24 protein-coding genes, 1 pseudogene and 1 riboswitch are annotated in these 23,841 nt (G+C 66.1%); of the genes and pseudogenes, 12 read left to right on the top strand and 13 right to left on the bottom strand.

Annotated elements, in window-relative coordinates:
* Positions 1-19 precede the first annotated feature (19 nt).
* The gene (locus tag ACFO0J_RS01325) at positions 20-568 is read left to right on the top strand and encodes a hypothetical protein (protein WP_376811258.1); all 549 of its coding nucleotides are present in this window, start codon (positions 20-22) and stop codon (positions 566-568) included.
* A gap of 52 nt (positions 569-620) precedes the next feature.
* Here the strand turns inward: ACFO0J_RS01325 and ACFO0J_RS01320 are convergent.
* Positions 621-731, bottom strand: a pseudogene (locus tag ACFO0J_RS01320) (helix-turn-helix domain-containing protein); the annotation flags it as partial.
* Positions 732-932: 201 nt separating this feature from the next.
* Positions 933-1,011: riboswitch (SAM riboswitch) on the top strand.
* On the opposite strand from ACFO0J_RS01320, the gene metX reads away from it, so the two are divergent.
* The 3 genes from metX (at position 1,000) to ACFO0J_RS01305 (ending at position 4,183) form a co-directional block, all read left to right on the top strand.
* Positions 1,000-2,250, top strand: a complete 1,251-nt coding sequence (metX, locus tag ACFO0J_RS01315; protein ID WP_376811257.1) for a homoserine O-succinyltransferase MetX — start codon at positions 1,000-1,002, stop codon at positions 2,248-2,250. Its footprint overlaps the riboswitch before it by 12 nt.
* Positions 2,250-2,897 (top strand): methionine biosynthesis protein MetW, encoded by a 648-nt coding sequence (metW, locus tag ACFO0J_RS01310; protein ID WP_376811424.1) that lies wholly within the window; start codon positions 2,250-2,252, stop codon positions 2,895-2,897. The genes metX and metW overlap by 1 nt, the downstream gene beginning before the upstream one ends.
* Positions 2,898-2,944: 47 nt before the next feature.
* On the top strand, positions 2,945-4,183 hold the full coding sequence (locus tag ACFO0J_RS01305; RefSeq protein WP_376811423.1) for a muropeptide transporter: 1,239 nt from the start codon (positions 2,945-2,947) through the stop codon (positions 4,181-4,183).
* On the opposite strand, the gene ACFO0J_RS01300 is transcribed toward ACFO0J_RS01305, so the two are convergent.
* Positions 4,180-4,995 (bottom strand): helix-turn-helix domain-containing protein, encoded by an 816-nt coding sequence (locus tag ACFO0J_RS01300; RefSeq protein WP_376811256.1) that lies wholly within the window; start codon positions 4,993-4,995, stop codon positions 4,180-4,182. The genes ACFO0J_RS01305 and ACFO0J_RS01300 overlap by 4 nt on opposite strands.
* 84 nt (positions 4,996-5,079) lie before the next feature.
* Here ACFO0J_RS01300 and ACFO0J_RS01295 point away from each other — a divergent pair, with 84 nt between their 5' ends.
* Entirely contained in the window at positions 5,080-6,090 is a 1,011-nt protein-coding gene (locus tag ACFO0J_RS01295) for a bile acid:sodium symporter family protein (protein ID WP_376811422.1), read from the top strand.
* Between the two features lie 169 nt (positions 6,091-6,259).
* Here the strand turns inward: ACFO0J_RS01295 and ACFO0J_RS01290 are convergent, their stop codons facing one another.
* The 5 genes from ACFO0J_RS01290 to ACFO0J_RS01270 all read right to left on the bottom strand — a co-directional run bounded on the left by ACFO0J_RS01290 (position 6,260) and on the right by ACFO0J_RS01270 (position 9,505).
* Positions 6,260-6,598, bottom strand: a complete 339-nt coding sequence (locus ACFO0J_RS01290; protein WP_376811255.1) for a zinc ribbon domain-containing protein YjdM — start codon at positions 6,596-6,598, stop codon at positions 6,260-6,262.
* Positions 6,599-6,665: 67 nt separating this feature from the next.
* Positions 6,666-7,481 carry a hypothetical protein gene (locus tag ACFO0J_RS01285; RefSeq protein ID WP_376811254.1) on the bottom strand — a complete coding sequence of 272 codons (816 nt, stop codon included), beginning with the start codon at positions 7,479-7,481 and terminating at the stop codon, positions 6,666-6,668.
* Positions 7,482-7,560: 79 nt separating this feature from the next.
* Positions 7,561-7,764, bottom strand: a complete 204-nt coding sequence (locus tag ACFO0J_RS01280; RefSeq protein WP_376811253.1) for a hypothetical protein — start codon at positions 7,762-7,764, stop codon at positions 7,561-7,563.
* A gap of 103 nt (positions 7,765-7,867) precedes the next feature.
* On the bottom strand, positions 7,868-8,659 hold the full coding sequence (locus ACFO0J_RS01275; RefSeq protein ID WP_376811252.1) for an exodeoxyribonuclease III: 792 nt from the start codon (positions 8,657-8,659) through the stop codon (positions 7,868-7,870).
* A 48-nt stretch (positions 8,660-8,707) separates the two neighbouring features.
* Entirely contained in the window at positions 8,708-9,505 is a 798-nt protein-coding gene (locus ACFO0J_RS01270; protein WP_376811251.1) for a DODA-type extradiol aromatic ring-opening family dioxygenase, read from the bottom strand.
* 114 nt (positions 9,506-9,619) lie between these two features.
* Between ACFO0J_RS01270 and pyrE the strand changes: the two genes are divergently transcribed.
* A complete protein-coding gene (pyrE, locus tag ACFO0J_RS01265; protein ID WP_376811250.1) occupies positions 9,620-10,288 on the top strand; it encodes an orotate phosphoribosyltransferase in 669 nt (222 codons plus the stop codon).
* 337 nt (positions 10,289-10,625) lie between these two features.
* On the opposite strand, the gene gatB is transcribed toward pyrE, so the two are convergent.
* From gatB to gatC, 3 genes are read right to left on the bottom strand one after another with little or no spacing between them, the layout of a single operon-like run.
* The gene (gatB, locus tag ACFO0J_RS01260) at positions 10,626-12,083 is read right to left on the bottom strand and encodes an Asp-tRNA(Asn)/Glu-tRNA(Gln) amidotransferase subunit GatB (RefSeq protein WP_376811249.1); all 1,458 of its coding nucleotides are present in this window, start codon (positions 12,081-12,083) and stop codon (positions 10,626-10,628) included.
* Positions 12,083-13,606, bottom strand: coding sequence for an Asp-tRNA(Asn)/Glu-tRNA(Gln) amidotransferase subunit GatA (gatA, locus tag ACFO0J_RS01255; RefSeq protein ID WP_376811248.1), 1,524 nt, complete (start codon positions 13,604-13,606; stop codon positions 12,083-12,085). The genes gatB and gatA overlap by 1 nt, the downstream gene beginning before the upstream one ends.
* Before the next feature lie 4 nt (positions 13,607-13,610).
* Positions 13,611-13,919, bottom strand: coding sequence for an Asp-tRNA(Asn)/Glu-tRNA(Gln) amidotransferase subunit GatC (gatC, locus tag ACFO0J_RS01250; RefSeq protein ID WP_376811247.1), 309 nt, complete (start codon positions 13,917-13,919; stop codon positions 13,611-13,613).
* A gap of 250 nt (positions 13,920-14,169) precedes the next feature.
* On the opposite strand from gatC, the gene ACFO0J_RS01245 reads away from it, so the two are divergent.
* From ACFO0J_RS01245 to rodA, 5 genes are read left to right on the top strand one after another with little or no spacing between them, the layout of a single operon-like run.
* A complete protein-coding gene (locus ACFO0J_RS01245; RefSeq protein ID WP_043685149.1) occupies positions 14,170-15,213 on the top strand; it encodes a rod shape-determining protein in 1,044 nt (347 codons plus the stop codon).
* A gap of 23 nt (positions 15,214-15,236) precedes the next feature.
* Positions 15,237-16,121, top strand: coding sequence for a rod shape-determining protein MreC (gene mreC, locus ACFO0J_RS01240; RefSeq protein WP_376811246.1), 885 nt, complete (start codon positions 15,237-15,239; stop codon positions 16,119-16,121).
* A gap of 22 nt (positions 16,122-16,143) precedes the next feature.
* The gene (mreD, locus tag ACFO0J_RS01235) at positions 16,144-16,665 is read left to right on the top strand and encodes a rod shape-determining protein MreD (protein ID WP_376811245.1); all 522 of its coding nucleotides are present in this window, start codon (positions 16,144-16,146) and stop codon (positions 16,663-16,665) included.
* Positions 16,666-16,680: 15 nt separating this feature from the next.
* Positions 16,681-18,723 carry a penicillin-binding protein 2 gene (mrdA, locus tag ACFO0J_RS01230; protein ID WP_376811244.1) on the top strand — a complete coding sequence of 681 codons (2,043 nt, stop codon included), beginning with the start codon at positions 16,681-16,683 and terminating at the stop codon, positions 18,721-18,723.
* On the top strand, positions 18,720-19,862 hold the full coding sequence (rodA, locus tag ACFO0J_RS01225; protein ID WP_376811243.1) for a rod shape-determining protein RodA: 1,143 nt from the start codon (positions 18,720-18,722) through the stop codon (positions 19,860-19,862). Before mrdA ends, rodA begins: the two co-directional genes overlap by 4 nt.
* Positions 19,863-19,903: 41 nt before the next feature.
* Here rodA and mutY read toward each other — a convergent pair whose 3' ends face one another.
* The 3 genes from mutY to ACFO0J_RS01210 are packed head-to-tail and all read right to left on the bottom strand — an operon-like array spanning position 19,904 to position 22,583.
* On the bottom strand, positions 19,904-21,007 hold the full coding sequence (mutY, locus tag ACFO0J_RS01220) for an A/G-specific adenine glycosylase (protein WP_376811242.1): 1,104 nt from the start codon (positions 21,005-21,007) through the stop codon (positions 19,904-19,906).
* On the bottom strand, positions 21,007-21,915 hold the full coding sequence (locus tag ACFO0J_RS01215) for a cell division protein FtsX (RefSeq protein ID WP_376811241.1): 909 nt from the start codon (positions 21,913-21,915) through the stop codon (positions 21,007-21,009). The genes mutY and ACFO0J_RS01215 overlap by 1 nt, the downstream gene beginning before the upstream one ends.
* On the bottom strand, positions 21,912-22,583 hold the full coding sequence (locus tag ACFO0J_RS01210; RefSeq protein ID WP_376811240.1) for a cell division ATP-binding protein FtsE: 672 nt from the start codon (positions 22,581-22,583) through the stop codon (positions 21,912-21,914). Before ACFO0J_RS01210 ends, ACFO0J_RS01215 begins: the two co-directional genes overlap by 4 nt.
* Before the next feature lie 198 nt (positions 22,584-22,781).
* Between ACFO0J_RS01210 and ACFO0J_RS01205 the strand changes: the two genes are divergently transcribed.
* On the top strand, positions 22,782-23,798 hold the full coding sequence (locus ACFO0J_RS01205; protein WP_376811239.1) for an amino acid ABC transporter substrate-binding protein: 1,017 nt from the start codon (positions 22,782-22,784) through the stop codon (positions 23,796-23,798).
* Positions 23,799-23,841 lie beyond the last annotated feature (43 nt).

Here is a 23,841-nt window from a genome sequence, read left to right as displayed (position 1 = left end):
AATAAGGGTGGGAGACGGCATGTTCAGGATTCTGGCGATCGTGTGCTGCGCGGCCTGGCTGGCCGCCTGTTCGCCGACCTTCGACTGGCGGCCGGTGGCCTTTGGCCAGGGCGGCGCGGCGGGGGTGCTGCCGGATACGCCGCAGACGCAGGCCCGGCCGGTGATGTTCGAGGATCGGACGCTGAATCTGACGATGCGCTCGGCGCGGGCCGGCGGCGTGCTGTTCGCGCTGGGCGCTGCGGATCTGCCGCCGGAATGGGCCGACGATGCGGCGGCCCGGCGGCGTCTGGCCCGCTGGGCGGTCGATGCCTTGTACCGCAACGTCGGGGCCGAGCCGCCCGGCCCCGAGACCGATCCCGAGCAACGCGTTTCTTTCGAGGGGCGCGGGCCGCAAGGCCCGGTGCGGGTCGAGGCGCAGATCAAGGTGACGGCGACGGAGTGGCTGGAGGCAGTGGTGATTGCCGGACCCGATGACTATGCGAGTGCGCCGGTGGGTGATTTCTGGCTGTCATTGCGCTGGCCGGGCGGGGCGGCGGGGACAGCAACGCCCGGCTCAGCGCCGCAGTGATCGCGGCCTGGCGCGTGCGGACCTCCAGTTTGTCGCAGGTGTTGGCGATGTGGAAATTGGCAGTCCGTTCGCTGATGCCCAGGATACAGCCGATTTCCCAGCTCGTTTTGCCTTGTGCCGCCCAGTACAGGCAGTCGTGTTGGCGCTCGGTCAGCAAGGTCATGATGATGTCTCCTTTGAGATTGATCCATCTATTAATGAAAGCTAACGTGAGCAAATGTATCGGCCGTTTTTCGGCTTGCCAAGCGGAAATCCAAAAAACATTGATGTGACCTAATTCCAGGGATGTGGCGGTCCACCCCAGGCGCGGCGCGGACCTTGTCGGCCGGGCTTGCCCGTGCGGCGGATCGCGGTCTAGAATAAATGACGAATTGGCGCCGATTTGCCTGATCCGCTTGCGGGCGCTCCATAAATCCAGCTAAAGAGGTCTCATGACCACGACCGCCGTTTCTCCCGTGCCCGCCGTTGCGCCGGCCGCCTCCGCCATCGATCCGCGTCCCGTGCCTGAAGGCAGCGTCGGATTCGTCTCGCCGGAATTCCTGCATTTCTCCGAACCCCTGACGCTGTCCAGCGGCCAGGTGCTGTCGTCCTATACCTTGGCAGTGGAAACCTATGGCCAGTTGAACGCCGCGCGCAGCAACGCGGTGCTGGTCTGCCACGCGTTGAATGCCTCGCATCACGTCGCCGGCATGGACGCCGAGCGTCCGGACCAGATCGGCTGGTGGGACAATATGGTCGGCCCCGGCAAGGCCGTGGACACCGACCGGTTCTTTGTCATCGGCATCAACAACCTGGGCTCGTGTTTCGGCTCCACCGGGCCGACCACGATCGATCCCGCCACGGGCCAACCCTGGGGTGCGGCGTTTCCGTTGCTGACGGTCGAAGACTGGGTGCATGCCCAGGCGCGTGTGGCCGACCATTTCGGCATCGAGCGCTTCGCCGCCGTGATGGGCGGCTCGCTGGGCGGCATGCAGGCCCTCAGTTGGGCGATCACCTGCCCGGAGCGGGTGGGCGATTGCATCGTGGTCGCCAGCACGGCGCGTCTGTCGGCGCAGAACATCGCCTTCAACGAGGTCGCCCGCCGCGCCATCCTGACCGACCCGGATTTCCGGGGCGGGGATTACCACGCCCACGGCGTGGTGCCGTCCAACGGCCTGTCAGTCGCGCGCATGGTGGGCCACATCACCTATCAGTCCGACGAGGTCATGGCCTCGAAATTCGGCCGCGCGCAGCGCGCGCCCGGCCCCACGGGCGAATACCGCTACAACTACGACGTCGAATTCGAGGTCGAGTCCTACCTGCGTCACCAGGGAGAAAAATTCTCCCGGTACTTCGACGCCAATACCTACCTGCTGCTGACCCGCGCCCTGGATTATTTCGACCCGGCGCGCGCGCATGGCGGCGATCTGGCCAAGGCGCTGGCCGCGGCGCAGGCGCGCTTCCTGCTGGTGTCCTTCACCACGGACTGGCGCTTCGCGCCCGAACATTCGCGCGAGATCGTCCGCGCCCTGCTGAAGAACCAGCGCGAAGTCACGTACGCGGAAATCGATGCGCCGCACGGCCACGACGCGTTCCTGCTGGGGGACCCGCGCTATCACGCGGTGGTGCAGGGCTATTACGACGGCATCGCCGCCCGGCTTGGCCTGGGCGAACGCCGCCGCGTTGCGGGGATCCTGGCATGATGACCGTGCGAGCGACGGTGCCGTTTTCGGCCGCATCGGACGCGGATCAGCCGCTGCGCGTCGACCTGCTGCGGATCGCCGAATGGATCGAACCGGGCAGCCGGGTGCTGGACCTGGGCTGCAGCGATGGCCGGCTGCTGGATTACCTGCAGCGGACCCGCCAGGTGCGCGGCGCCGGGGTCGAGCTGGATGACGAGCGCGTGATCGCGTCGGTGCGGCGCGGGGTGCGCGTGATCCAGCAGAACCTGGAAGAAGGCCTGGCGCTGTTCGACGACAAGCAGTTTGATACCGTGGTGCTGTCCCAGACCCTGCAGTCCATGCATCACACGGAACACATTCTGCGGGAAATGGCGCGGGTGGCCCATTACGGCATCGTGTCCTTCCCGAACTTCGGCTACTGGCCGCACGGCTGGTCGATCCTGCGCGGGCGCATGCCGGTCAACGACCAGATGCCCTACCAGTGGTACGACACGCCCAACATCCACCTGTGCACCCTGCGTGATTTCCAGCTATTGGCGGCGCAACTGGGGCTGCGGATCACGCACCTGGCCACGTTCCGGGGCGACCAGGAAATCCTGCGGCTGCGCGGCTGGCGCAGCCAACTGGCGGTCTACCGCTTTGAATCGCCCGGGAGCGGGCGCGCATGACGCAAGCCCGGGGCGCGGACACCGACGCCGCCGACACCGACGTCTCGATGCGCGGCTGGCGGGTCTACGGCGGCCGGCGTGTCGCCCCGCTGCTGATTCTGGGCTTTGCCAGTGGCCTGCCGCTGGCGCTGACCTCCGGCACGCTGCAAGCCTGGGCCACGGTGGCGCAGGTCTCGCTGCAAAGCATCGGCTTTCTGACGCTGGCGGGCACGGCCTACACCCTGAAGTTTCTGTGGGCTCCGCTGGTGGACCGCTACGCGCCTCCTTTGCTGGGACGGCGGCGCGGCTGGATCTTTCTGACGCAGTGGCTGCTGGCGGCCTCGATCGCCGCCATGGGCTTGTTCAATCCCGGTACGGAGCTGAAAGTCCTGGCCCTGCTGGCGGTCTGGGTGGCCTTTCTGTCGGCAACCCAGGACATTGCCTTCGACGCCTATAGCACTGACGTGCTGCGCCAGGACGAACGCGCGGCGGGCGCGGCACTGAAGGTCATGGGCTACCGCTTGGCGATGGTGGTGTCGGGCGGCCTGGCGCTGATCCTGGCCGACCAGTGGCTGGGCTGGAATGCCATGTACGTGCTGATGGGCGGGCTGATGGCGCTGACGTCCCTGGCGACCTTGTGGGCGCCGGAACCGGAGCGCGTCGCCCGACCGCCGCGCACTCTACGCGAGGCCGTGGTTGAACCCCTGCGCGAGTTTTTCGGACGCCCGGAGGCCTGGGCCATCCTGCTGCTCATCGTGCTGTACAAGCTGGGCGACGCGTTCGCGGGCGCCTTGTCCACCACCTTTCTGATCCGGGGGGCCGGTTTCGACGTCACCGAGGTCGGCATGGTCAACAAGGTCTTCGGTCTGGCCGCCACCATCGTCGGCGCGCTGGCCGGGGGGGCGTTGATGACGCGCCTGGGCCTGTACCGTTCCCTGATGGTGTTCGGCGTGCTGCAGGCGGTCTCGAATATGGGCTACTGGATGCTGGCCGTCACCCCGCCGCACCTGTATTCCATGGCGCTGGTCGTGGCGGTGGAGAATCTGTGCGGCGGCCTGGGTACGGCGGCCTTCGTGGCGTTGGTGATGGCCCTGTGCCAGGCAAAGTTTTCCGCGACGCAGTTTGCGCTGCTGTCGGCCTTGTCGGCCGTGGGCCGCACGTATCTGGCCGGGCCGTTGACGCCGGTGCTGGTCGCCGCCTTCGGCTGGCCGGTGTTCTTTGTGCTGACCGTGTTGATCGCCCTGCCGGGGCTGGGTCTGCTGTGGTGGATGCGTGGACGGATCCGGGCGCTGGAGGCAATGGCCTAGCTGTGAGCGGACGGCTCGTCTTCGCGCGCCCCTGCGGCAAATGCCCGGGGTGTGACACCGGTATGCGCGCGAAAGGCCGCAATAAAGGACGACAGGCTGTCGTAGCCGCAGGCCAGGGCCACGTCGGTGATGCGGTCGCCGCGTTCCAGCAGGGGCAGGGCATGCACCAGCCGGGCGCGCTGGCGCCACAGGCGGAATCCCAGGCCGGTCTGTTGCTGGAACAGCCGTGTCAGGGTCTTGTCCGACAGTCCCAGGCGGCGGCTGAACGCGCCCAGGCCCAGGGCGCTGTCGGGATGGCTCTGCAACTGGCGGCACACCGATTGCAGGCGCGGGTCGGTGGGCCAGGGCAGGATCAGTCCGGCGTCCTGGCTGATGGCCAACTGGTCGGCCAGCACCCGGGCCAGCCGGCCGTCCGGGCCGTCGGGGTCGTATTCGATGGGCAGGGTGCTGAACTGCCGGATCAGTTCGTGCAACAGGGGACTGACGGCCAGCACCCGGCAGGCAGGCCAGTCCAGTCCCAGTGTCGCGGCGTCCAGGTACAGGCTGCGGATGATGGTGTGCGAGGTAAGCGACGATTGCCGCACCTGGTGCGGCACCCCGGCCGGAATCCAGACCGCGCGCTGCGGCAGGGCGACGAAGCGGGCATTCGGCGTCCAGACCTGCAGATAGCCCTGGGTGGCGTAGGATAGTTGCGCCCAGGTGTGTTTGTGATGCCGGGGGATCAGGATGTTCGACTGGCTGTCGATGTTGCCGTAGACGGGCCGGGGCAGGCGGCGCAGGGTGGTTTTGATGTCCGTTCGCGAATGTTTCATAGCTGTTTGCCGCCAAACATGGCTTTCCACTCAGTTTAACCTTCTCTTCGAGAGCCCCGGACCGCCGGAGCACCCATTTCCATGATGTCGAAATTACGTCTGCTGTTCGATCGTTTCACCCTGATTCTGATCGCGGTCGTCACGACCGCCACGGTCTTGCCCGCCCACGGTCAGGGCGCGGTGTTCTTCGAACGGCTCACGGCCGCAGCCATTGCGTTGCTGTTCTTCCTGCATGGGGCCAAGCTTTCACGCGAGGCCATCATCGCCGGAGCCACGCACTGGCGGCTGCATGGGGTGATCTTCATCTGGACATTTGTGATTTTCCCCATCCTGGGGTGGGTGCTTCGGCCGGTTCTTTTGCCCTTGCTGGGCGAACCGCTTTACGTGGGCATCGTCTACCTGTCGGTCCTGCCCGGCACGGTCCAATCCGCCATCGCTTTTACCTCGATCGCACGCGGCAATGTGCCCGCCGCCGTCTGCGCCGCCTCGGCGTCCAGCATCGTCGGTATCGTGATCACCCCCCTGTTGCTGCAATGGTTCCTGGGCGCGGATACGTCGGCCCTGGGCGGCAGTTCGCTGCTGCAGGCCATCGGCCGCATCAGCGTGCAGATTTTCCTGCCTTTCGTCGTCGGCCATCTGATGCGTCCGGTGATCGGCCGCTGGATGGACGGCCACCGCAAGCTCGTCACCAGCGTGGACCAGAGTTCGATCCTGCTGGTGGTCTACACGGCGTTCAGTGAGTCGGTGATCGGCGGGCTGTGGCAGACGGTGGACACGGTGTCGCTGGCCTGGCTGGTGGTGGCGTGCTGCGGGCTGCTGGCGCTGGTGCTGGTGTTGAATACGTGGTCGACACGCCGCCTGGGCTTCAACCGCGCCGACGAGGTCACGATCGTGTTCTGCGGTTCGAAGAAGAGCATGGCCACGGGGGTGCCGATGGCCGGGGTGCTGTTCAGCGCGGGGGCGATCGGCCCGGTGCTGCTGCCGCTGATGATCTTCCACCAGATCCAGTTGATGGTGTGCGCGGTGCTGGCGCAGCATTATTTGCGGTTGGAGCAGCAAGGGAAAGGGACGGCGGGGCGGCGGGCTGCAGCTTGATTTTGAGCCGTTTGATTTGAGTTCTTAACCGCCCGCCGCCCTCGCACCCCGCCGGGGCCAGGTCGGGACGGCTCGGGCGCAGGTCGTGCGCCCTCGGCCTTCGGCTTCCCGTCCCTCCAACAGGCCCCGCCGGGGCGCAAGAGCGTCAGGCTGGCGGTGGGGCTGGGCCTTAGGCCTTCTTCACGAATTCCGACTTCAAACCCATCGAACCAAACCCATCGATCTTGCAGTCGATGTCGTGATCGCCATCCGCCAGGCGGATGTTCTTGACCTTGGTGCCGACCTTGACCACCGAGGACGAGCCCTTCACCTTCAAATCCTTGATCACCACCACCGTGTCGCCGTCCTGCAGCACATTACCGTGGGCGTCATGTACAACCCGCGCCGGCTCGGTCTCCGCCGCAGCAGTCTGGGGCCATTCGTGCGCGCATTCAGGACAGACGAAGTGATCGCCGTCCTCGTAGGTGTATTCGGAGTTGCACTGAGGGCAATTGGGCAGCGGGTTCATGGGTTTCCTTATGTTGGGGTGAACGGAGGAGTGTAGCGAGAATGCACGAAGATACTTTTAAGATGCTTTATTCAATCCAGCTTGAGCCGAAAGCGGCTGCAGCGTACAGAATAATAGTAAAACCGAAGAAGGGTTTTTTTGGTGCTATTGTATGAATGAATCGAGCAAATAATACTGGTAATAGAATGATCGTTACCGAGACAAATGCAGCTGGTGCTGTAAATATCCAAGTAATAATATAGTAGAAGAAAAATAGGCTCGCTAATAATATAGAGAAAATGAGGCCAATAATTATTGGGTTTGTGAAATATGGAATTTCCCAGTCAAATGGCAATGGAATGCTGTAGAGGCTCGTTGCAAAAATATGCATAAATGATATGTTGAATAGCAGATCAAAAATGCCTACGAGAACAGGGCTGAAAATCATCAGCAAAATTTGCGGGCCGATTTCCTGAACAGTTTTTCGGTGATGAAGGCACCATTTGATTGAGAACCATCCGAAGGCGCTGCCGAAACTTACAAGTAGAGGAACGTTAAAGAGGCTTGGGTTTGATTCAATAAGTCTTGGAAGAACGAACGACATCGAGAAAAACAGAACGGCGGACCAGCCATAGAGTTTTTTTAATGAAAGAAGACTTTCATTGATTTTTGCGTCTTTCAATTTTTTATTGAAGCTGTCATATCCATTTTCAAGATACGTAACTAGTTCGTCGATTTTTTGGTTTTGGCGTGCGATGTTTCCTGCCCAGTAGATACTGATAATTATTTGAACAAAAGAAAGCAGTGTCTTGAGCATAAGGGTTTGTGTGATATATAGGGCGTATAAATCCGCGAGTTGGGCTTTTCTGTATCTACTGAATTCAGCTGGCAGTGGGTCGTCCACGAGGGAGTGAGCGCCTGAGCCAATTGCTCAATAAAAAAGGCCTGGAATCCCAGGCCCCAATCTACGGAGAAAAGCTGAATCAGGCGGTCGTGTGCAGCAGCGTTCCCACCATGCCGCTGGTCGCCAGTTGCGGGGCGGTGGGCACGGAGTTGACCAGGCTGAGGATGGTGTTGGCTTGGCCGTCCAGGACCTTGCGCAGCAGCAGGTTGTCTTTTTCCTGCATCGCGATGGCTTGTTGCAGGCCGACGGCGGCGCCGACTGCGCCTTCGATGGAACCGGACATGGGGAACTCCTGTAAAAATGCGGCCGTCGCGTGGCAGCGAGGGCGGTGAAAACGGATCTAGCCTTTTCTACGACACCGAGTGTACTTTCTTTAGGCTGCGATTCTATGACCAATCGTAATCGATGGTCAGGGGCGCGTGGTCGCTGAATCTGGGTTCGCGGTGGATGGAGACGGTGCGTGCCAGGGCGGCGATGCCGGGGGTGGCGATGTGGTAATCGATGCGCCAGCCGACGTTCTTGGCCCAGGCCTGGCCGCGGTTGCTCCACCAGGTGTAGGCTTCGCCGGTGGCGTCCGGGTGCAGGCGGCGGTAGACGTCGACCCAGCCGCGTTGGTCCAGGACCTGGGTCAGCCAGGCGCGCTCTTCGGGCAGGAAGCCGCTGTTTTTCAGGTTGCCTTTCCAGTTCTTCAGGTCGATTTCCTGGTGGGCGATGTTCCAGTCGCCGCAGATGACGAATTCGCGGCCGGTGTCGCGGTGTTCCTGCATCAGGCCGTCCAGCCAGGTCTCGAAATGCGCCAGGAAACGGTATTTGGCCGTCTGGCGTTCGTCGCCGCTGGAACCCGAGGGCAGGTAGGCGCTGATGACGCTCAGGCCGGGCCAGTCGGCGCGCAGGATGCGGCCTTCGGCGTCGAATTCGGGGCAGTCCATGCCCTCGGTGATGGTGTCGGCCGGGCGGCGCAGGTAGAGGCCGACGCCGCTGTAGCCTTTTTTCTCGGCGTGGTGGAAATGTCCGGTCAGACCGTCTGGATGGCGCAGGTCGTCGGCCAGGTCGCTGTCCTGGATCTTGATTTCCTGCATGCAGACGATGTCGGGGCGGGCTTCGGTCAGCCAGTCGGCCAGCCCTTTGCGGAAGGCCGAGCGGATGCCGTTGACGTTCAGGGAAGTGATGCGCAGCACGTGGGTGTCCGGTAGGTCATTGCAAGCTTGAACTTTAACCCACCTGGCTCAATCGAACCGGAAACTGGACACCGTCAGCCCGCCCGCCGCCTCGGTCTCGTGGTGGCAGAGAGCGACGGGACCGTCGCCCGCCGCGCCGTTGGCGACGAACAGGGGCACCAGATGGTCTTCCATCGGATGGGCGATGCGGGCGGCAGGGGCTTGCTCCCAGTCTCGCAGCCGGTCGTGGCGCGCGGTCGCCGTGGCGGGCGCCAGGGCGTCCTGGAGCCAGGCGTCGAATTGGGCGGATGGCGTACGGCCCGCCGGGCCGAACAGGCGCAGATTGTGATAGCTGAGTCCGCTGCCGATGATCAGGATATTTTCGTCGCGCAGCGGCGCCAGGGCAGCGCCCAGTTGGTGATGCCAGTCCGGGTCGAAGCCACGCTCGATCGACAACTGGACCATGGGGATGTCCGCCTCCGGGAACATCACGTGGGCAGGCACGAAGGCGCCATGATCGAAGCCGCGTTCCGGGTCGAAATCCACAGGGATGCCATCGGCACGCAGCAGGTCCGCCGTACGTGCGGCCAGTGTTGGCGAGCCGGGGGCGGGGTAGCGGATTTCGTAGGTGTGGGCCGGGAAACCGCCGTAGTCGTACAGCATGCCGGGGTGCGGATGATTGCCCAGCAGCACCCCGCCGCGCGTGATCCAGTGCGCCGACACCATCAGGATCGCCTCGGGCCGCTGGGGCAGCGCTGCGGGAATCGCTTGCAACGCGGCGGTCAGGGGCGCGTAGGCTGCCTGGGCTTCGGGCATCCAGGGCCAGGGGCCGCCGCCGTGGGACAGGAAATAGACGGGTTGGCGCATAGGGCGTCTCATCAGACTGGGATCGTGGAACGCACATCATAGCCGCGCGGCCGTCCGCCGCGTACCGGGCAAATATCCGATAATGTGGCCTTTCCCGTTCAGAGATCATTCGTCATGCCCGGTTCCCGCGCCCAAGCCTTCGTCCGTTTCGCCCTGGAGCAGGGTGTGCTGCGTTTCGGCGAATTCAAGACCAAGTCCGGCCGCCTGAGCCCCTATTTCTTCAACGCGGGCCTGTTCAACGACGGCGCCTGCGTCGGCCGCCTGGGCCAGTTCTACGCCCAGGCCCTGGCGGATTCCGGCCTGGACTTCGACATGCTGTTCGGCCCCGCGTACAAGGGCATTCCGCTGGCCACCACCACCGCGATCGCCCTGTCGAACCACCCCGCGCGCGCCGACCGCCCGGTGCCGTTCGCCTTCAATCGCAAAGAAGCCAAGGACCACGGCGAAGGTGGCACGCTGGTCGGCGCCCCGCTGCAAGGCCGCGTCGTCATCATCGACGATGTGATCACGGCCGGTACGTCCGTGCGCGAATCCGTCGCCCTGATCCGCGCCGCCGGTGCGCAGCCGGCTGCCGTCCTGATCGCCATGGACCGCATGGAACGTGCGGGCGCCGATGGCGCCTTGTCCGCGCATTCCGCTGTCCAGGACGTCGAGCAGACCTACGGCATCCCCGTGGTCAGCATCGCTTCGCTGGCCGATATCATGGGTGTGCTGGAAGACGACGCGACTTTGGCGACGCACCGTGAAGCGGTGTCGGCGTATCGGGCGCGATACGGGATCTAAACCCCGTACCGCACTTGGTTTTGCGGCTGGTGGTTGATCGTAAGGCAGTGCCGTGTTCCCGCACGGTCGCTGTTCGAGCCCGCCAGGCAGAAGGCCATCAGCGGGGAGGCAAGCGAGCCACCGTTCAAGCGGGACGCTTGTGATCCGTCCAGTGGACGGATCACCCCGCGCGTTTGGCGAGCGCCCCGATGATGGTCTGGCGCCTGGGTAGTCCCGGCGCAGCCGGGACCGGGCGAGCGGCGAACCGGGTGGGGGCGCGGTGCTGCCGAGGTACTGCATAAAAAAAACCGGCTGCGTTACGCAGCCGGTACAGATCGAACTTTAAGCCGGGCTAGGGTTACGCCCCCAGCTTCCGCGTCAGAATCTCATTCACCTGCTGCGGATTCGCCTTGCCCTTGGCCGCCTTCATCACCTGGCCCACCAGCGAATTGAACGCCTTCTGCTTGCCCGCCCGGAACTCATCCACAATCGCCGGATTCGCCGCCAGCACCGCGTCGATCATCGCCTCGATCGCGCCCGTGTCGCTAATCTGACGCAGACCCCGCGCCTCGATGATCGCGTCCGGGTCGCCGTTCGATTCCCCCGACCACATCGCCGCGAACACATCGCGTGCGATCTTCGTCGAGATCGTCCCGTCCACAATGCGGGCGATCAGCGCCGCCAGCCGTTGCGGCGAGACCGGCGATGCGCCGATGTCCAGATCATCGCGGTTCAGCGCCGCCGACAGCTCGCCCAGAATCCAGTTCGCCGCCTGCTTCGCCTGCCCGGCGGGCAAGGCCGCCGCAGCCGCCTCGAAATAGTCCGCCGTCGCGCGGTGCAGTGTCAGTTGGGCCGCATCGTAGGCCGACAGCCCCAGATCCGCCTCGAAGCGTGCGCGCTTGGCCGCCGGCAGTTCCGGCATCGTCGCGCGCACCTGTTCCACCCATTCCGGCGACACCATCAGCGGCGGCAGATCGGGATCGGGGAAATAACGGTAATCGTCGGAATCTTCCTTCGTCCGCATGCTGCGCGTCTCGTCGCGGTCGGCGTCGTACAGGCGCGTTTCCTGCACGACCTTGCCGCCGTCCTCGATCAGCTCGATCTGGCGGCGCACCTCGTACTGGATCGCGCGTTCCAGGAAGCGGAAGGAATTCAGGTTCTTGATCTCGCAGCGCGTGCCGAATGCGGCCTGGCCGCGCGGGCGCACCGACACATTGGCGTCGCAGCGGAACGAGCCTTCCTGCATATTGCCGTCGCAGATCCCCAGCCACACCACCAGGCCGTGCAGCGTGCGCGCGTAGGCCACCGCCTCGGCGGCCGAACGCATTTCCGGTTCCGTCACGATTTCCAGCAGCGGCGTGCCGGCGCGGTTCAGGTCGATGCCGCTGGACGATTCACCATGCGGCCCCGTGAAGTGTTCATGCAGCGACTTGCCCGCGTCTTCTTCCAGGTGGGCGCGCGTCAGGTTCACCGTGTGTTCCTGCTCGCCCACGAAAAACGACAGTTGGCCGCCCACCACGATCGGCAGCTCGAACTGGCTGATCTGGTAGTTCTTCGGCAGGTCGGGATAGAAATAATTCTTGCGCGCGAACACCGACCGTTCGGCCACCCGGGCGCCGATGGCCAGGCCGAACTGGATCGCGCGTTCCACCGCGCCCCGGTTCATGGCCGGCAGCGAACCGGGCAGGGCCATGTCCACGGCATTGGCCTGGGTGTTGGGCTCGGCGCCGAAGCGCGTGCTGCTGCGGGAAAAGATTTTCGACCGCGTGGAGAGCTGGGCGTGGGTTTCCAGCCCGATGACGATTTCCCAATCCATTATGCGTGTCCCGGAATGCGTTGATGCCAGTCGGTGGCCTGCTGATAGCGGTCGGCCAGGGCCAGCAGGCGGCCTTCGTCGAAATAGCGGCCGATGAGCTGCAGCCCGATGGGCAGGCGTCCCGATTCGCCGCCGAAGCCGCAGGGGATCGACATGCCCGGCAGGCCGGCCAGGCTGACGCCCAGTGTGTAAATGTCGCTCAGCCAGTCGGAGATCGGGTCCTGGCGGTTGTCGCCGATGCGGCGGGCCACGGCGGGCGTGACCGGCCCCATGATCACATCGCATTCGCCGTACAGCGCGCGCTGGAAGTCCTCGGCGATCATGCGCCGCACGCGTTGGGCCTGCAGGTAGTAGGCGTCGTAATAACCATGCGACAGCACATAGGCGCCCACCAGAATGCGGCGGCGGACCTCGTCGCCAAAGCCTTCGGAGCGGGACCGGCTGGTCATGTCGGCCAGGTCGGTGTATTCGGCCGCACGGTGGCCGTAGCGCACCCCGTCATAGCGCGACAGATTGCTGGAGGCCTCGGCCGGAGCGATCACGTAATAGGCCGGGATCGCCAGGCGCGTGCGCGGCAAGGACACATCCACGCGGACCGCGCCCAGGGATTCGAAGACCTGCAGGGCCGATTCAATGGCGGCGCCGACGTCGGCGGCCAGCCCCTCGTTGAAGAATTCGCGCGGCACGCCGATGCGCAGTCCCGCCAGCGGGCGTTCGCCGCCCGCCTGGAAGCCGGCCTGGGCGGCGTCGAAGGCGGCCTGGACGCGGCCGGCGGTGTTGGGCGTGCCGTCGCAGCTTTCCAGGCTGGTCGAATCGCGCGGGTCGAAGCCGCTCATCGTGTCCAGCAGCGGCACCAGGTCGCGGGCGCTGCGCGCCAGGGGGCCGGCCTGATCCAGGCTGGAGGCGTAGGCGATGATGCCGTAGCGCGACACCGTGCCGTAGGTGGGCTTGATGCCGCTGACGCCGCAATAGGCGGCGGGCTGGCGCACCGATCCGCCGGTGTCCGTGCCGGTGGCGCCCAGCACCAGGCCGGCGGCCACGGCAGCGGCGGAGCCGCCGGACGAGCCGCCCGGGATGCGTTCCGGGTCCCAGGGATTGCGCACCGGGCCGAAGGCGGAATTCTCGTTGCCCGAACCCATGGCGAATTCGTCGCAACTGAGCTTGCCCAGGGAGACGGCGCCGGCCTCGCGCCAGCGGTCGACCACGGCGGCGTCGAAGGGGCTGACGTAGCCGGCCAGCATCTTGCTGGCGGCGGTGGTGCGCCAGCCGCGCGTCACGAACAAGTCTTTATGGGCGACGGGGATGCCGGTGAGCGGGCCGGCGGCGCCGTCGGCCAGGGCCTGGTCGGCGGCGCGCGCTTGCGCCAGGGTCAGTTCGTCGTCGACGTGCAGGAAAACGTTGGGATCGGCGTAGGCGCGGACCGCGCGCAGGGCGTCGGAGGCCAGCTCGAAGGCGCTGACGCGGCGGGCGCGCAGGGCTTCGCCCAGCGCCTGGATGCTGTGGAATTCTGAAAGCTGGGTCATGGCATCATTCAATGACGGTGGGCACCAGGAACAGGCCCTGGTGGGGAGCCGGCGCGTTGGTCATGCAGGCGTCGCGCTGTTCGGGCGTCTGCGCCGGGTCGGGCGTGTCGTCGCACAGGCGCAGGGCGATGTCCTGGTGGGCGGCCAGCGGGTGGGCCATGGGTTCGACGCCGGCCGTGTCCACGGCCTGCAATTCCTCGATCAGCCCCAGGATGCGGTCCAGTTCCTGGCGGGCGCGGTTCTGGTCGCCGGAATCCAGCCGCAGCCCCGAGAGCCGTGCCAGCCGGGCGATGTCCTGTTCGGTGAGTGCCATGTCGTTGTGCCTACGTCGCCGCCGCCGGCGGCCGGATTGAGTGTGTGCGGATGTGACCAGAGCAGTGAAAAGCGGGAATTTTGCAAAACATTCGCCGCTTATTCGGCTCTAACCCTAGAGGATTATAAGTTATCATTGCTGATTCCATGCGGTTTGCCCGGCCTGCGCCTGCGTTCTGGCGGTCTTTGTTCAGTCTCAGTCGGCACGTTCGCGCGGATCCACCAGACACCCCCATTTTATTAGTGCGCCCATGTTCGGATTCCTACGCAGCTACTTTTCCAGCGACATGGCGATCGACCTCGGCACGGCGAATACGCTGATCTATGTCCGCAGCAAGGGCATCGTGCTCGATGAACCCTCGGTCGTCGCCATCCGCCATGACGGCGGCCCCAATGGCAAGAAAATCATCCAGGCCGTCGGCCACGAGGCCAAGCAGATGCTGGGCCGCGTCCCCGGCAACATCGAAGCCATCCGGCCCATGAAGGACGGCGTGATCGCCGACTTCACCGTGACCGAGCAGATGCTCAAGCAGTTCATCCGCATGGTGCATCCGCGCAGCATGCTGGCCCCCAGCCCGCGCATCATCGTCTGCGTGCCGTGCGGCTCCACCCAGGTCGAGCGCCGCGCCATTCGCGAATCGGCCCTGGGCGCGGGCGCCAGCCAGGTCTACCTGATCGAGGAACCCATGGCCGCCGCGATCGGCGCCGGCCTGGCGGTGTCCGACGCCAGCGGTTCGATGGTGGTGGACATCGGCGGCGGCACCACCGAAGTCGCCGTGATCTCCCTGGGCGGCATGGTCTACAAAGGCTCGGTGCGCGTCGGCGGCGACAAGTTCGACGAGGCCATCATCAATTACATCCGCCGCAACTACGGCATGCTGATCGGCGAACCCACGGCCGAACTGATCAAAAAGGAAATCGGCTCGGCCTTCCCGGGCTCCGAGATCCGCGAGATCGAGGTCAAGGGCCGCAACCTGTCCGAAGGCGTGCCGCGCAGCTTCACGGTGTCCTCCAACGAAATCCTCGAATCCCTGACCGATCCGCTCAACCAGATCGTGTCGGCGGTGAAGACGGCCCTGGAACAGACGCCGCCCGAACTGGGCGCCGACATCACCGACAAGGGCATCGCCCTGACCGGCGGCGGCGCGCTGCTGCATGACCTGGATCGCCTGCTCCAGGAAGAAACCGGCCTGCCCGTGGTGGTCGCCGAAGACCCGCTCACCTGCGTGGTGCGCGGCTGCGGCGAGGCGCTCGAACATCTCGAGCGCCTGGGCGGGGTGTTCATCTACGACTGATCCTCGGCCAGGCGTTCCTCGTCATGCGTGAACAGGGAACCCTGAGACTCTTCAAGCGCGGCCCCAGCATCGAAGTCCGGCTGGTGCTGCTGCTGGCTTTGTGTCTCGGGTTGGTCGTGACCGATGCGCACTGGTCCGTGCTGGGCCCGGTGCGCAGCACGCTGTCCATGGTCCTTTATCCCTTCCAGCGCGTCGCGCTGGCGCCGCGTGACGCGCTGGAATATTTTGATAGCTGGTCGCATGCGGCCACGCTGGCGCGCGACGAACAGGAAGCCCTGCGCCGCCAGCGCATCGAGATGGCCCAGTTGTCGACCCACGCGGCTCAGTTGTCCACTGAAAACGAACAGTTGCGCCGCCTGCTGAACGTGTCGGAATCCATCGCCCAGCAGTCCGTGGCGGTCGAAGTCTTCTACGTGCCGTCCAACGCCTTCAGTCACCGCCTGATCTTCAACAAGGGCTCGCGCGCCGGTATCGCCCCGGGCATGCCGGTGATCGACGAGGGCGGGGTCGTGGGCCAGATCGTGCGCGTGACGCCCTTCACCTCCGAAGCCGCGCTGCTGATCGATGACCAGGTGTCCATCCCCGTCCAGGTGTTGCGCAACGGGCTGCGGCTGATCGCCTTCGGCGGCAACGAGGTCGGCAAGCTCGAAGTCCGTTACCTGTCGGCCGGCGTGGACGTGCGCGCCGGCGACGTGCTGGTGACCAGCGGCATCGGCGGGCTGTTCCCGGCGGGACTGTCGGTCGGCCGGGTGGAGCGGGTCGAGCGCGATCCGGGCACCGGCTTCGCCATGGCGATCGCCGAGCCGCTGTCGCACCCCGAGCGCTACCGCCATTTCCTGGTCCTGCGCGTGGACGTGGCCGACGTGCCCCGGCCCGAGGAGATCGAGCATGCCCTCGAAGCACAATAGGCGCCCGGGAGGCTCTTCCCTGATGGATCTGCAGCCGGTGGACGCCGGCGCCTTCCAGGGGGCGGCTTCCGGCTGGCTGGTGTGGGGCTCGCTGATCCTGGTGTGGGTGGCGTCGCTGCTGCCGTGGCGGCTCTGGCAGCCGGTGCCCGACGTGCTGCTGCTGGTGCTGCTCTACTGGTGCCTGCACGCGCCCGCGCGGGTGGGGCTGACGACCGCCTTCGTGTTCGGCTTGCTGATGGACGTCCAGGACACCGGTCTGCTGGGCCTGCACGCCCTGTGCTACGTGCTGGCCGCCTACGGCGTCCTCCACTTGAGCCAGCGGCTGAGGCATTTCAATCCCTGGCTGCAGACGTTCCAGGTGCTGCCGGTGCTCGTGGCGGCATGTACGCTGTCCACCCTGCTGGGCGCCTGGCTGAACGGGTCCTGGGAAGGTTGGGAGTGGCTGTGGTCGGTGCTGCTCACCGGCGCTTTGTGGCCCTTGCTCGACATCCTCATGTCCCTGCACCCGCGCCGCCTGGGCGGCGATGGCGCGGGCCCCGTCTGAGGATCCGGGGCCGGTATGTTCGAATTCCGCAAGACCGGCCACCGCCAGCGCCAGACCGTGCTGCTGCGCGCCTGGGTCGCGGGGCTGTTTGCGCTGGTGTGCCTGCTGTTGCTGGCCGGGCGCCTGTGGTATCTGCAGGTCGTGCGCTATGACAACCTGTCGGCGCGCGCGGAACAGAACCGCATCACCATCGTGCCCGTCCCGCCCCGGCGCGGGCAGATCTCCGACCGCAACGGCGCGGTTCTGGCGCAGAACCTGCGCGATTACACGCTGACCGTGACGCGCGCCCAGGTCCGGGGCGACGTCGGTGAACTGCTCGACCGGTTGGGCGAACTGGTCTATCTCAGCGAAAGCGACCGGCGCAAGTTCATGCGCCTGTATCAGCAGAGCGGCCGCTACGCGCCGGTCCTGTTGCGCAACAACCTGAACGACATCGAGGCGTCCTGGTTCGCCGTTCACGCCTACCGCTTTCCCGGCGTCAGCCTGGAGGCCCGCTGGGTGCGGTCCTATCCCATGCACGAATCGGCCGCCCACGTGCTGGGCTTCGTCGGCCGGATTTCCGAGGAAGACCAGCAGGAACTGGAAGAGTCCGGCCAGTTGGGCAATTACCGGGGCACGATGGTCATCGGCAAGAAAGGCGTCGAAAAGACCTGGGAAAAGGCCTTGCACGGCCGCACCGGGGTCGAGGAACTCGAAGTCACGGCGGGCGGGCGGCCGGTGCGCGAACTGAGCCGCACGGACCCTGTGCCCGGCTCCAATCTGGAATTGTCCCTGGACATCGGCCTGCAGCAACTGGCCGAGGCCCAGTTCGAGGGGCGGCGCGGCGCACTGGTCGCCATCCAGCCGCATACGGGCGAAATCCTGGCTTTCGTCTCCTCGCCGTCCTTCGACCCGAACCTGTTCGTGGACGGCATCGACGTGGAAAACTGGCGCAAGCTGAACGAATCGCCGGACCATCCGCTCATCAACCGGCCGCTGTACGGGACCTATCCCATCGGTTCGACCTACAAGCCTTTCGTGGGGCTGGCCGCCCTGGAACTGGGGCTGCGCTCGGCCCGCGAACTGATCCCGGACCCCGGCTATTTTGAACTGGCCGGGCAGAAATTCCGCAATGCCGGCGGGGCGGTCTACGGGCCGACCGACATGCACCGGGCCATCGTCGTGTCCTCCGACACCTACTTCTTCTCGCTGGGCGCCCAGATGGACGTGGATGCCCTGCATGACTTTACCCAGCAGTTCGGCTTTGGCCGGATCACCGGCATCGACCTGGACGGCGAACGCCGCGGCGTGCTGCCTTCGCGCGAATGGAAGCGCAAGACCTACAAGAAGCCCGAGCAGCAGCACTGGTACCGGGGCGAGACCGTGTCGGTCACCGTGGGGCAGGGGTACAACGCCTTCACCCTGCTGCAATTGGCGCAGGCCACTTCCGTGCTGGCCAACGATGGCGTCTACATGAAGCCGCACCTGGTGCGCCGTATCATCGATCCGCTCACCGGCCGGTTCAACTACCCGGTGGTCGGGCCGCAGGCCGCCATCCAGTTGAAACCGGACAATCTGCGGGTGATCCGCGAGGCCATGGTGGACGTCGTGCGCAAGGGCACGGCGCGGCGTGCCTTCGAGGGCGCGGCCTACCAGGCGGCCGGGAAGACCGGCACGGCCCAGGTCTACAGCCTGCGCGGCGCCAAGTACCGGGCGCATGCGGTCGACGAACGCCTGCGCGACCATGCGCTGTTCATGGCCTACGCTCCGGTCGACGACCCCCAGATCGCCGTGGCCTTGATCGTGGAAAACGGCGGCTGGGGGGCTTCGGTGGCTGCGCCGATCGCCCGTACCGTGTTCGATTACTGGCTGGACCCGGGCCGGGCGGCGCAGCGCCGCGCGCGCCTGCAGGCCGAGCAGACTGCGCGCGAGGCGCAGGCGGAACCGGTGACGGCGGCTTCGGCTCCGGGGCGGCCCGACACGCAGCCCGCGCCCGAGGACGACGAGGCGCCCGAACCGGCGCCCCTGCCCGATGAGGCCTCGGCGCCCGAGGACGGCGCCGAGGAGGAGAACCCATGAAACTGATCGTGCAGGCGGTGCGCCGCATGTTCGCCGTGCTGGATTGGCCGATGCTGGTCCTGCTGGTGGTCATGGCCCTGGTCGGCATGGCCACCATGCATTCGGCTGTGGGCAATACGGATTGGCGCTTTGCCGACCAACTGCGTAATTTCCTGCTGGCTTTCGGGGTCATGTGGGCCGTCGCGCTGCTGCGTCCGGCCTGGATCATGCGCTGGGGGCCGCTGGTCTACGTGCTCGGGGTGGGGCTGCTGGTGGCGGTCATCCTGTTCGGGGAGACCAGCAAGGGGGCGACCCGCTGGCTGAACCTGGGCATCGCGCGCATCCAGCCCTCGGAAATGATGAAGATCGCCGTGCCGCTGATGCTGGCCTGGTATTTTCAGCGGCAGTCGGCGAACCGCATCCGTATCCTGGACTTCCTGGTGGCCAGCGTGCTGCTGCTGGTGCCTGCGGGGCTCATCATCGAGCAGCCGGACCTGGGCACGGCGCTGCTGGTGCTGGCCTCGGGCTTTTGCGTGATCTACTTCGCCGGTCTGCCGTTCAAGCTGCTGATCCCGGCCGTGCTGGCGGGGACGCTGGCGCTGGGGACGCTGGTCGCCTACGAGGACCAGATCTGCCAGCCGGACGTGGACTGGGTGGTGCTGCACGAATACCAGAAATACCGCGTCTGCGTGCTGCTCAATCCCGGTTCAGACCCGCTGGGCAAGGGCTTTCACACCATCCAGTCCATGATCGCCGTGGGTTCGGGCGGCCTGTATGGCAAGGGCTATATGCAGGGCACCCAGACGCATCTGGATTTCATCCCGGAACGGACCACGGACTTCATCTTCGCCGTGTTTGCCGAGGAATTCGGCCTGTACGGCGGTGTGGCGCTGCTGGTCCTGTACGCGCTGCTGGTGCTGCGCGGCCTGACCATCACCGCGCGGGCGCCGACCCAGTTCGGGCGGCTGCTGGCCGGCGCCATGTCCATGATGATGTTCGTCTACGTGTTCGTGAACATTGGCATGGTGACCGGCGTGCTGCCCGTGGTGGGTGTGCCGTTGCCTTTCATGAGCTATGGCGGCACGGCGTTGATGACGCTGGGCGTGGCCTGCGGCCTGCTGATGAGCATCGGCGCGCATCAGCCGCGGCCGGACAGTTGAAGCGCTGATTTCGTTCGACGGGTTCGCGCCTGGGCGCGGGCTCAGCGCAGCGCGAGCCCGCCGTCGTACAGGCCGGCCAGCAGTCGGGCGACCGGCGCCGGCATGCCGTGGGCGTCCAGCGTCTCGATCGGGACCCAGGCCTGATCCGCACGGGGCGGCACGGGCGCGGCGCCCGGCAGCCGCAGCCAACAGGGCTGGATGCGCAGCCGGAAATGCGTGAACACGTGATCGATCGCGGCCAGCGTCTGCGCGGTTTCGGTGGCGGACAAGGCGGCGCAGGCGGCCTGCAGCGCGGCCGTGTCCTCGAATTGCGGCAGGGTCCACAAGCCGCCCCAGATGCCCGCGTCCGGCCGGCGCTCCAACAGGACGCGGCCCTCGCATTCCGCGATCAGCATCCAGCAGTGGCGCAGCGGCTGTGCCCGGCGCGCGCGCGGCGTCGGCAGTTCGTCCTGACGCTTCTGGAGCCGCGCCTGGCAGTCCTGCGCCAGCGGGCAGCGCGCGCAATCGGGACGCGTGCGCGTGCAGACCGTGGCGCCCAGGTCCATCTGGCCCTGGGTGTAGGCCGCCATGTCCAGGTCGGCGGGCGCGGCGTCGATCAGCGCGTGTGCGTGGCCCCAGAGCTGCTGCGCGATGCGTGCCGCCGTGGGATCGCCTTCGATGGCGAAATAGCGCGCCAGCACCCGGCGCACGTTGCCGTCCAGGATCGGCGCCCGTTCGCCGTAGGCGAAGGCGGCCACGGCGGCGGCCGTGGATGGACCGATGCCGGGCAGTTGCGCCAGTTCGGCGGCGGTGGCGGGGAATCGGCCGCCGTGCTGGTCGCGCACCGTCTGCGCGCAGCGATGCAGATTGCGCGCGCGGGCGTAGTAGCCCAGGCCGGCCCAGGCGTGCAGGACCGCGTCCTGCGGCGCGTCGGCCAGATCGACGACGCTGGGGAACAGGCCCAGGAAGCGCTCGTAGTACGGCACCACGGTGGCGGCCTGGGTCTGCTGCAGCATGATTTCCGACAGCCAGATGCGGTAGGGGTCGCGGGTGTGCTGCCAGGGCAGGCCATGGCGTCCGGCCTGGCGCTGCCAGGCGGCGATGCGGGATGCGGCGTCGTCCGGCCCCGTGGTGTCGCCGGGGCCGTCAGGCGTACGGTATGCCATCAGAACCGGGTGCGCCGGGTGACCGACAGGCGCGCGGCGATGGCGCCCAGCAGGGCGACCAGCAGGGCGGACAGCAGCAGGTCGGGGACGGCCGGCAGGCGGATGGCCCAGTCCACGCCATAGCTGCGCGCGAAGCCGCCCAGGATCGTGTTCAGCGGCGTCAGCGCCAGCCAGGCCAGCAGCAGCGCCAGCAGGCTGGCGGCCAGGCCGGTCAAGGCGCCCAGGTACAGAAAGGGGCGGCGGACAAAGGGTTCGGTGGCGCCCACCAGCCGGGCGGCGGCGATTTCCTCGCGTTGCGTCAGGGCCTGCAGGCGCACGGTGTTGAACACGGTCGCCAGCACGACGATGGCCACTGCGCCCGCCAGCATGCCCAGACCCACCCGCACGAAGGCCAGCAGGGACTCCAGGCGCCGCACCCACTCGCTGTCGAGCTGGATTTCCTGGACCTCCGGCCACTGGCGCCAGGTCTGCGCCAGGTCGGCGGCTTCTTGCGCCGGCGCGTCGGAATCGCGCAGCGTGACGATGAGGGCGTCGGGCAGGGGATTGTCAGGCAAGGCGTCCAGGGCGCGCGCCCAGGTCGGGTCGGCGCGCAACTGCGCCATGGCCCGGTCGCGCGGCATCAGCCGGGCCTGGGCGATCCGCTCGCCCCCTTCCGCTTGCACGCGTGCCAGCAACGCTTGCTGGGCCGTCGCAGGCGTGCCGGCTTTCAGGAACAAGGTCAGTTCCGGCGCCACCGCCAGTTGCCGGGCCAGCGGCTGGCTGGATTGCAGGACCGATGCGCCCAGAATGGGCACGGCCAGCATCAGGGCGATGACGGCGATGTTGGCCAGGGACGAGAAGGGATGCTGGCCCAGGCGCCGCAGCGCCACGGCCAGCGCATATCGATGATGCCGCAGCCACCGGGTCATGGGGCGACTCCCGGGATATCCTCGAAACGCCCGGCGTCGATGCGCAAGGTACGCCGCGCGTAGCGGGCCATCAGCGCCGTGTCGTGCGAGGCGATCAGGGTCGTGACCCCGACCTGGTTGAAGTCGCGGAAGACGTCCATGATGCGGGTGGCGCTGTCGTGGTCCAGATTGGCGGTGGGTTCGTCGGCGATCAGGATGGCGGGCCGGCCCACGATGGCGCGGGCGATGGCCAGGCGCTGCTGCTCGCCGCCGGACAGTTCGATGGGCGACAGGTCTTCTTTGCCGCGCAGGCCGACCTTTTCCATGGCCGCGCGGGCGCGGGTCGCCGCCGTGGCGCGGTCCAGGCCCTGTACGGCCAGCGGCAGGATGACGTTGTCGAAGGCGTTGCGATCGAACAGCAGGTGGGCGTCCTGCAGGATCAGGCCGACGGTGCGGCGCAGATAGGGCAGGGTACGCGCCGACAGCTTGTCGATGCGGTGGCCGTTGACCGTGACGGCGCCCCGGCTGGCGGGTTCCAGGCCGCCGACCAGTTTCAGCAGGGTGGATTTGCCTGCGCCCGACGGCCCGGAGACGAAGACGAATTCACCGGGTTCGATGCCGAAATTGACGTCGGCGAGGATGTTGCGCCCCCGGCCGAAGGATTTGAAGACGTGCTGAAATTCGATCATGCGTGCTCAAGGTTGATCGGGGCCCGGGTCCGCAGATTGCCTATGTTGCGGTGCAGCCTGAAAGCCACGGAGGGTGCAGGGATATCCCGCAGTTTCAGGCCGGCAAGAGCAGGCTACGATTTAGGCCAGACGGACCAATTCCACAAGATTGTATTCCGTGTTGTTCAACGCCACTTGCTCAATCGGGAAAGGATGACTATGAAATTCATGAAACTTGCAGCCGTCAGTGCGGCACTGATGTTTGCCGGCGCAACTGCCCAGGCCGGTGAAACCTACAATGCCGTCAAGGCGCGCGGCTTCGTGCAGTGCGGCCTGAACGCGGGCCTGCCGGGTTTCTCCCAGGCCGACAGCAAGGGCGTCTGGCAAGGCATCGACGTGGATATGTGCCGCGCCGTGGCCGCCATGGTTTTTGGCGACGCCTCCAAATTCAAGGCCACGCCGCTGACCACCCAGCAGCGCTTCACCGCCCTGCAATCCGGCGAAGTCGACGTCCTGACGCGCAACACCACCGCCACCATGACCCGCGACACCACGCTGGGCCTGATGAGCGCCGGGGTCAACTACTACGACAGCCAGGGCGTGCTGGTCAAGAAGAGCCTGGGCGTGAAGAGCGCCACCGAACTGGGCGGCGCGGCGGTCTGCGTGCTGCAGGGCACCACCACCGAACTGAACCTGGCCGACTGGTTCCGCGCCCACAAGCTGGACTTCAAGCCGGTCGTGATCAACACCTCTGAAGAAGGCTTCCGCACCTTCGAATCTGGCCGCTGCGACGTGGTCACCAGCGACAAGTCCCAGTTGGGCAGCCTGCGCGCGTCTTCGGCCACGCCGGACGACTACATCATCCTGCCGGAAGACTTCTCCAAGGAACCGCTGGGCCCCATGGTCCGCCAGGGTGACGACGAATGGTTCATGGTCGTGCGCTGGGCGCTGAACGCCATGGTCGAGGCCGAGGAATACGGCATCGACTCCAAGAACCTGGACGAGATGCTCAAGAGCCCCAACCCCAACATCCAGCGCATCCTGGGCGTGTCCGGCGACATGGGCAAGGGCCTGGGTCTGGACAAGAAATGGGCCTACAACATCATCAAGCAGGTGGGCAACTATGGCGAATCGTTCGAACGCAACATCGGCATGGGCTCTCCGCTCAAGCTGGAGCGCGGCCTGAACGCCCAATGGACCAAGGGCGGCGTGATGTACGCCTGGCCGATCCGCTGATCGCCTGATCCGGTCTTCGGTCCCTGCGGCCGCCGGGGTTCTC

The sequence above is a fragment of the Castellaniella hirudinis genome (assembly GCF_042651965.1).
GTDB lineage: Bacteria > Pseudomonadota > Gammaproteobacteria > Burkholderiales > Burkholderiaceae_B > Castellaniella > Castellaniella hirudinis.
The sequence above is the reverse complement of the archived record's forward strand: the minus strand, read 5'-3'. Positions and strand labels throughout refer to the sequence as shown.

Excerpts from the sequence above, each read along its gene's own strand:
- ACFO0J_RS01325 (WP_376811258.1), top strand. The coding sequence starts at position 20 with ATGTTCAGGATTCTGGCGATCGTGTGCTGCGCGGCCTGGCTGGCCGCC.
- metX (WP_376811257.1), top strand. The coding sequence starts at position 1,000 with ATGACCACGACCGCCGTTTCTCCCGTGCCCGCCGTTGCGCCGGCCGCC.
- metW (WP_376811424.1), top strand. The coding sequence starts at position 2,250 with ATGACCGTGCGAGCGACGGTGCCGTTTTCGGCCGCATCGGACGCGGAT.
- ACFO0J_RS01305 (WP_376811423.1), top strand. The coding sequence starts at position 2,945 with ATGCGCGGCTGGCGGGTCTACGGCGGCCGGCGTGTCGCCCCGCTGCTG.
- ACFO0J_RS01300 (WP_376811256.1), bottom strand. The coding sequence starts at position 4,995 with ATGAAACATTCGCGAACGGACATCAAAACCACCCTGCGCCGCCTGCCC.
- ACFO0J_RS01295 (WP_376811422.1), top strand. The coding sequence starts at position 5,080 with ATGTCGAAATTACGTCTGCTGTTCGATCGTTTCACCCTGATTCTGATC.
- ACFO0J_RS01290 (WP_376811255.1), bottom strand. The coding sequence starts at position 6,598 with ATGAACCCGCTGCCCAATTGCCCTCAGTGCAACTCCGAATACACCTAC.
- ACFO0J_RS01280 (WP_376811253.1), bottom strand. The coding sequence starts at position 7,764 with ATGTCCGGTTCCATCGAAGGCGCAGTCGGCGCCGCCGTCGGCCTGCAA.
- ACFO0J_RS01270 (WP_376811251.1), bottom strand. The coding sequence starts at position 9,505 with ATGCGCCAACCCGTCTATTTCCTGTCCCACGGCGGCGGCCCCTGGCCC.
- pyrE (WP_376811250.1), top strand. The coding sequence starts at position 9,620 with ATGCCCGGTTCCCGCGCCCAAGCCTTCGTCCGTTTCGCCCTGGAGCAG.
- gatB (WP_376811249.1), bottom strand. The coding sequence starts at position 12,083 with ATGGATTGGGAAATCGTCATCGGGCTGGAAACCCACGCCCAGCTCTCC.
- gatA (WP_376811248.1), bottom strand. The coding sequence starts at position 13,606 with ATGACCCAGCTTTCAGAATTCCACAGCATCCAGGCGCTGGGCGAAGCC.
- gatC (WP_376811247.1), bottom strand. The coding sequence starts at position 13,919 with ATGGCACTCACCGAACAGGACATCGCCCGGCTGGCACGGCTCTCGGGG.
- ACFO0J_RS01245 (WP_043685149.1), top strand. The coding sequence starts at position 14,170 with ATGTTCGGATTCCTACGCAGCTACTTTTCCAGCGACATGGCGATCGAC.
- mreC (WP_376811246.1), top strand. The coding sequence starts at position 15,237 with ATGCGTGAACAGGGAACCCTGAGACTCTTCAAGCGCGGCCCCAGCATC.
- mreD (WP_376811245.1), top strand. The coding sequence starts at position 16,144 with ATGGATCTGCAGCCGGTGGACGCCGGCGCCTTCCAGGGGGCGGCTTCC.
- mrdA (WP_376811244.1), top strand. The coding sequence starts at position 16,681 with ATGTTCGAATTCCGCAAGACCGGCCACCGCCAGCGCCAGACCGTGCTG.
- rodA (WP_376811243.1), top strand. The coding sequence starts at position 18,720 with ATGAAACTGATCGTGCAGGCGGTGCGCCGCATGTTCGCCGTGCTGGAT.
- mutY (WP_376811242.1), bottom strand. The coding sequence starts at position 21,007 with ATGGCATACCGTACGCCTGACGGCCCCGGCGACACCACGGGGCCGGAC.
- ACFO0J_RS01215 (WP_376811241.1), bottom strand. The coding sequence starts at position 21,915 with ATGACCCGGTGGCTGCGGCATCATCGATATGCGCTGGCCGTGGCGCTG.
- ACFO0J_RS01210 (WP_376811240.1), bottom strand. The coding sequence starts at position 22,583 with ATGATCGAATTTCAGCACGTCTTCAAATCCTTCGGCCGGGGGCGCAAC.
- ACFO0J_RS01205 (WP_376811239.1), top strand. The coding sequence starts at position 22,782 with ATGAAATTCATGAAACTTGCAGCCGTCAGTGCGGCACTGATGTTTGCC.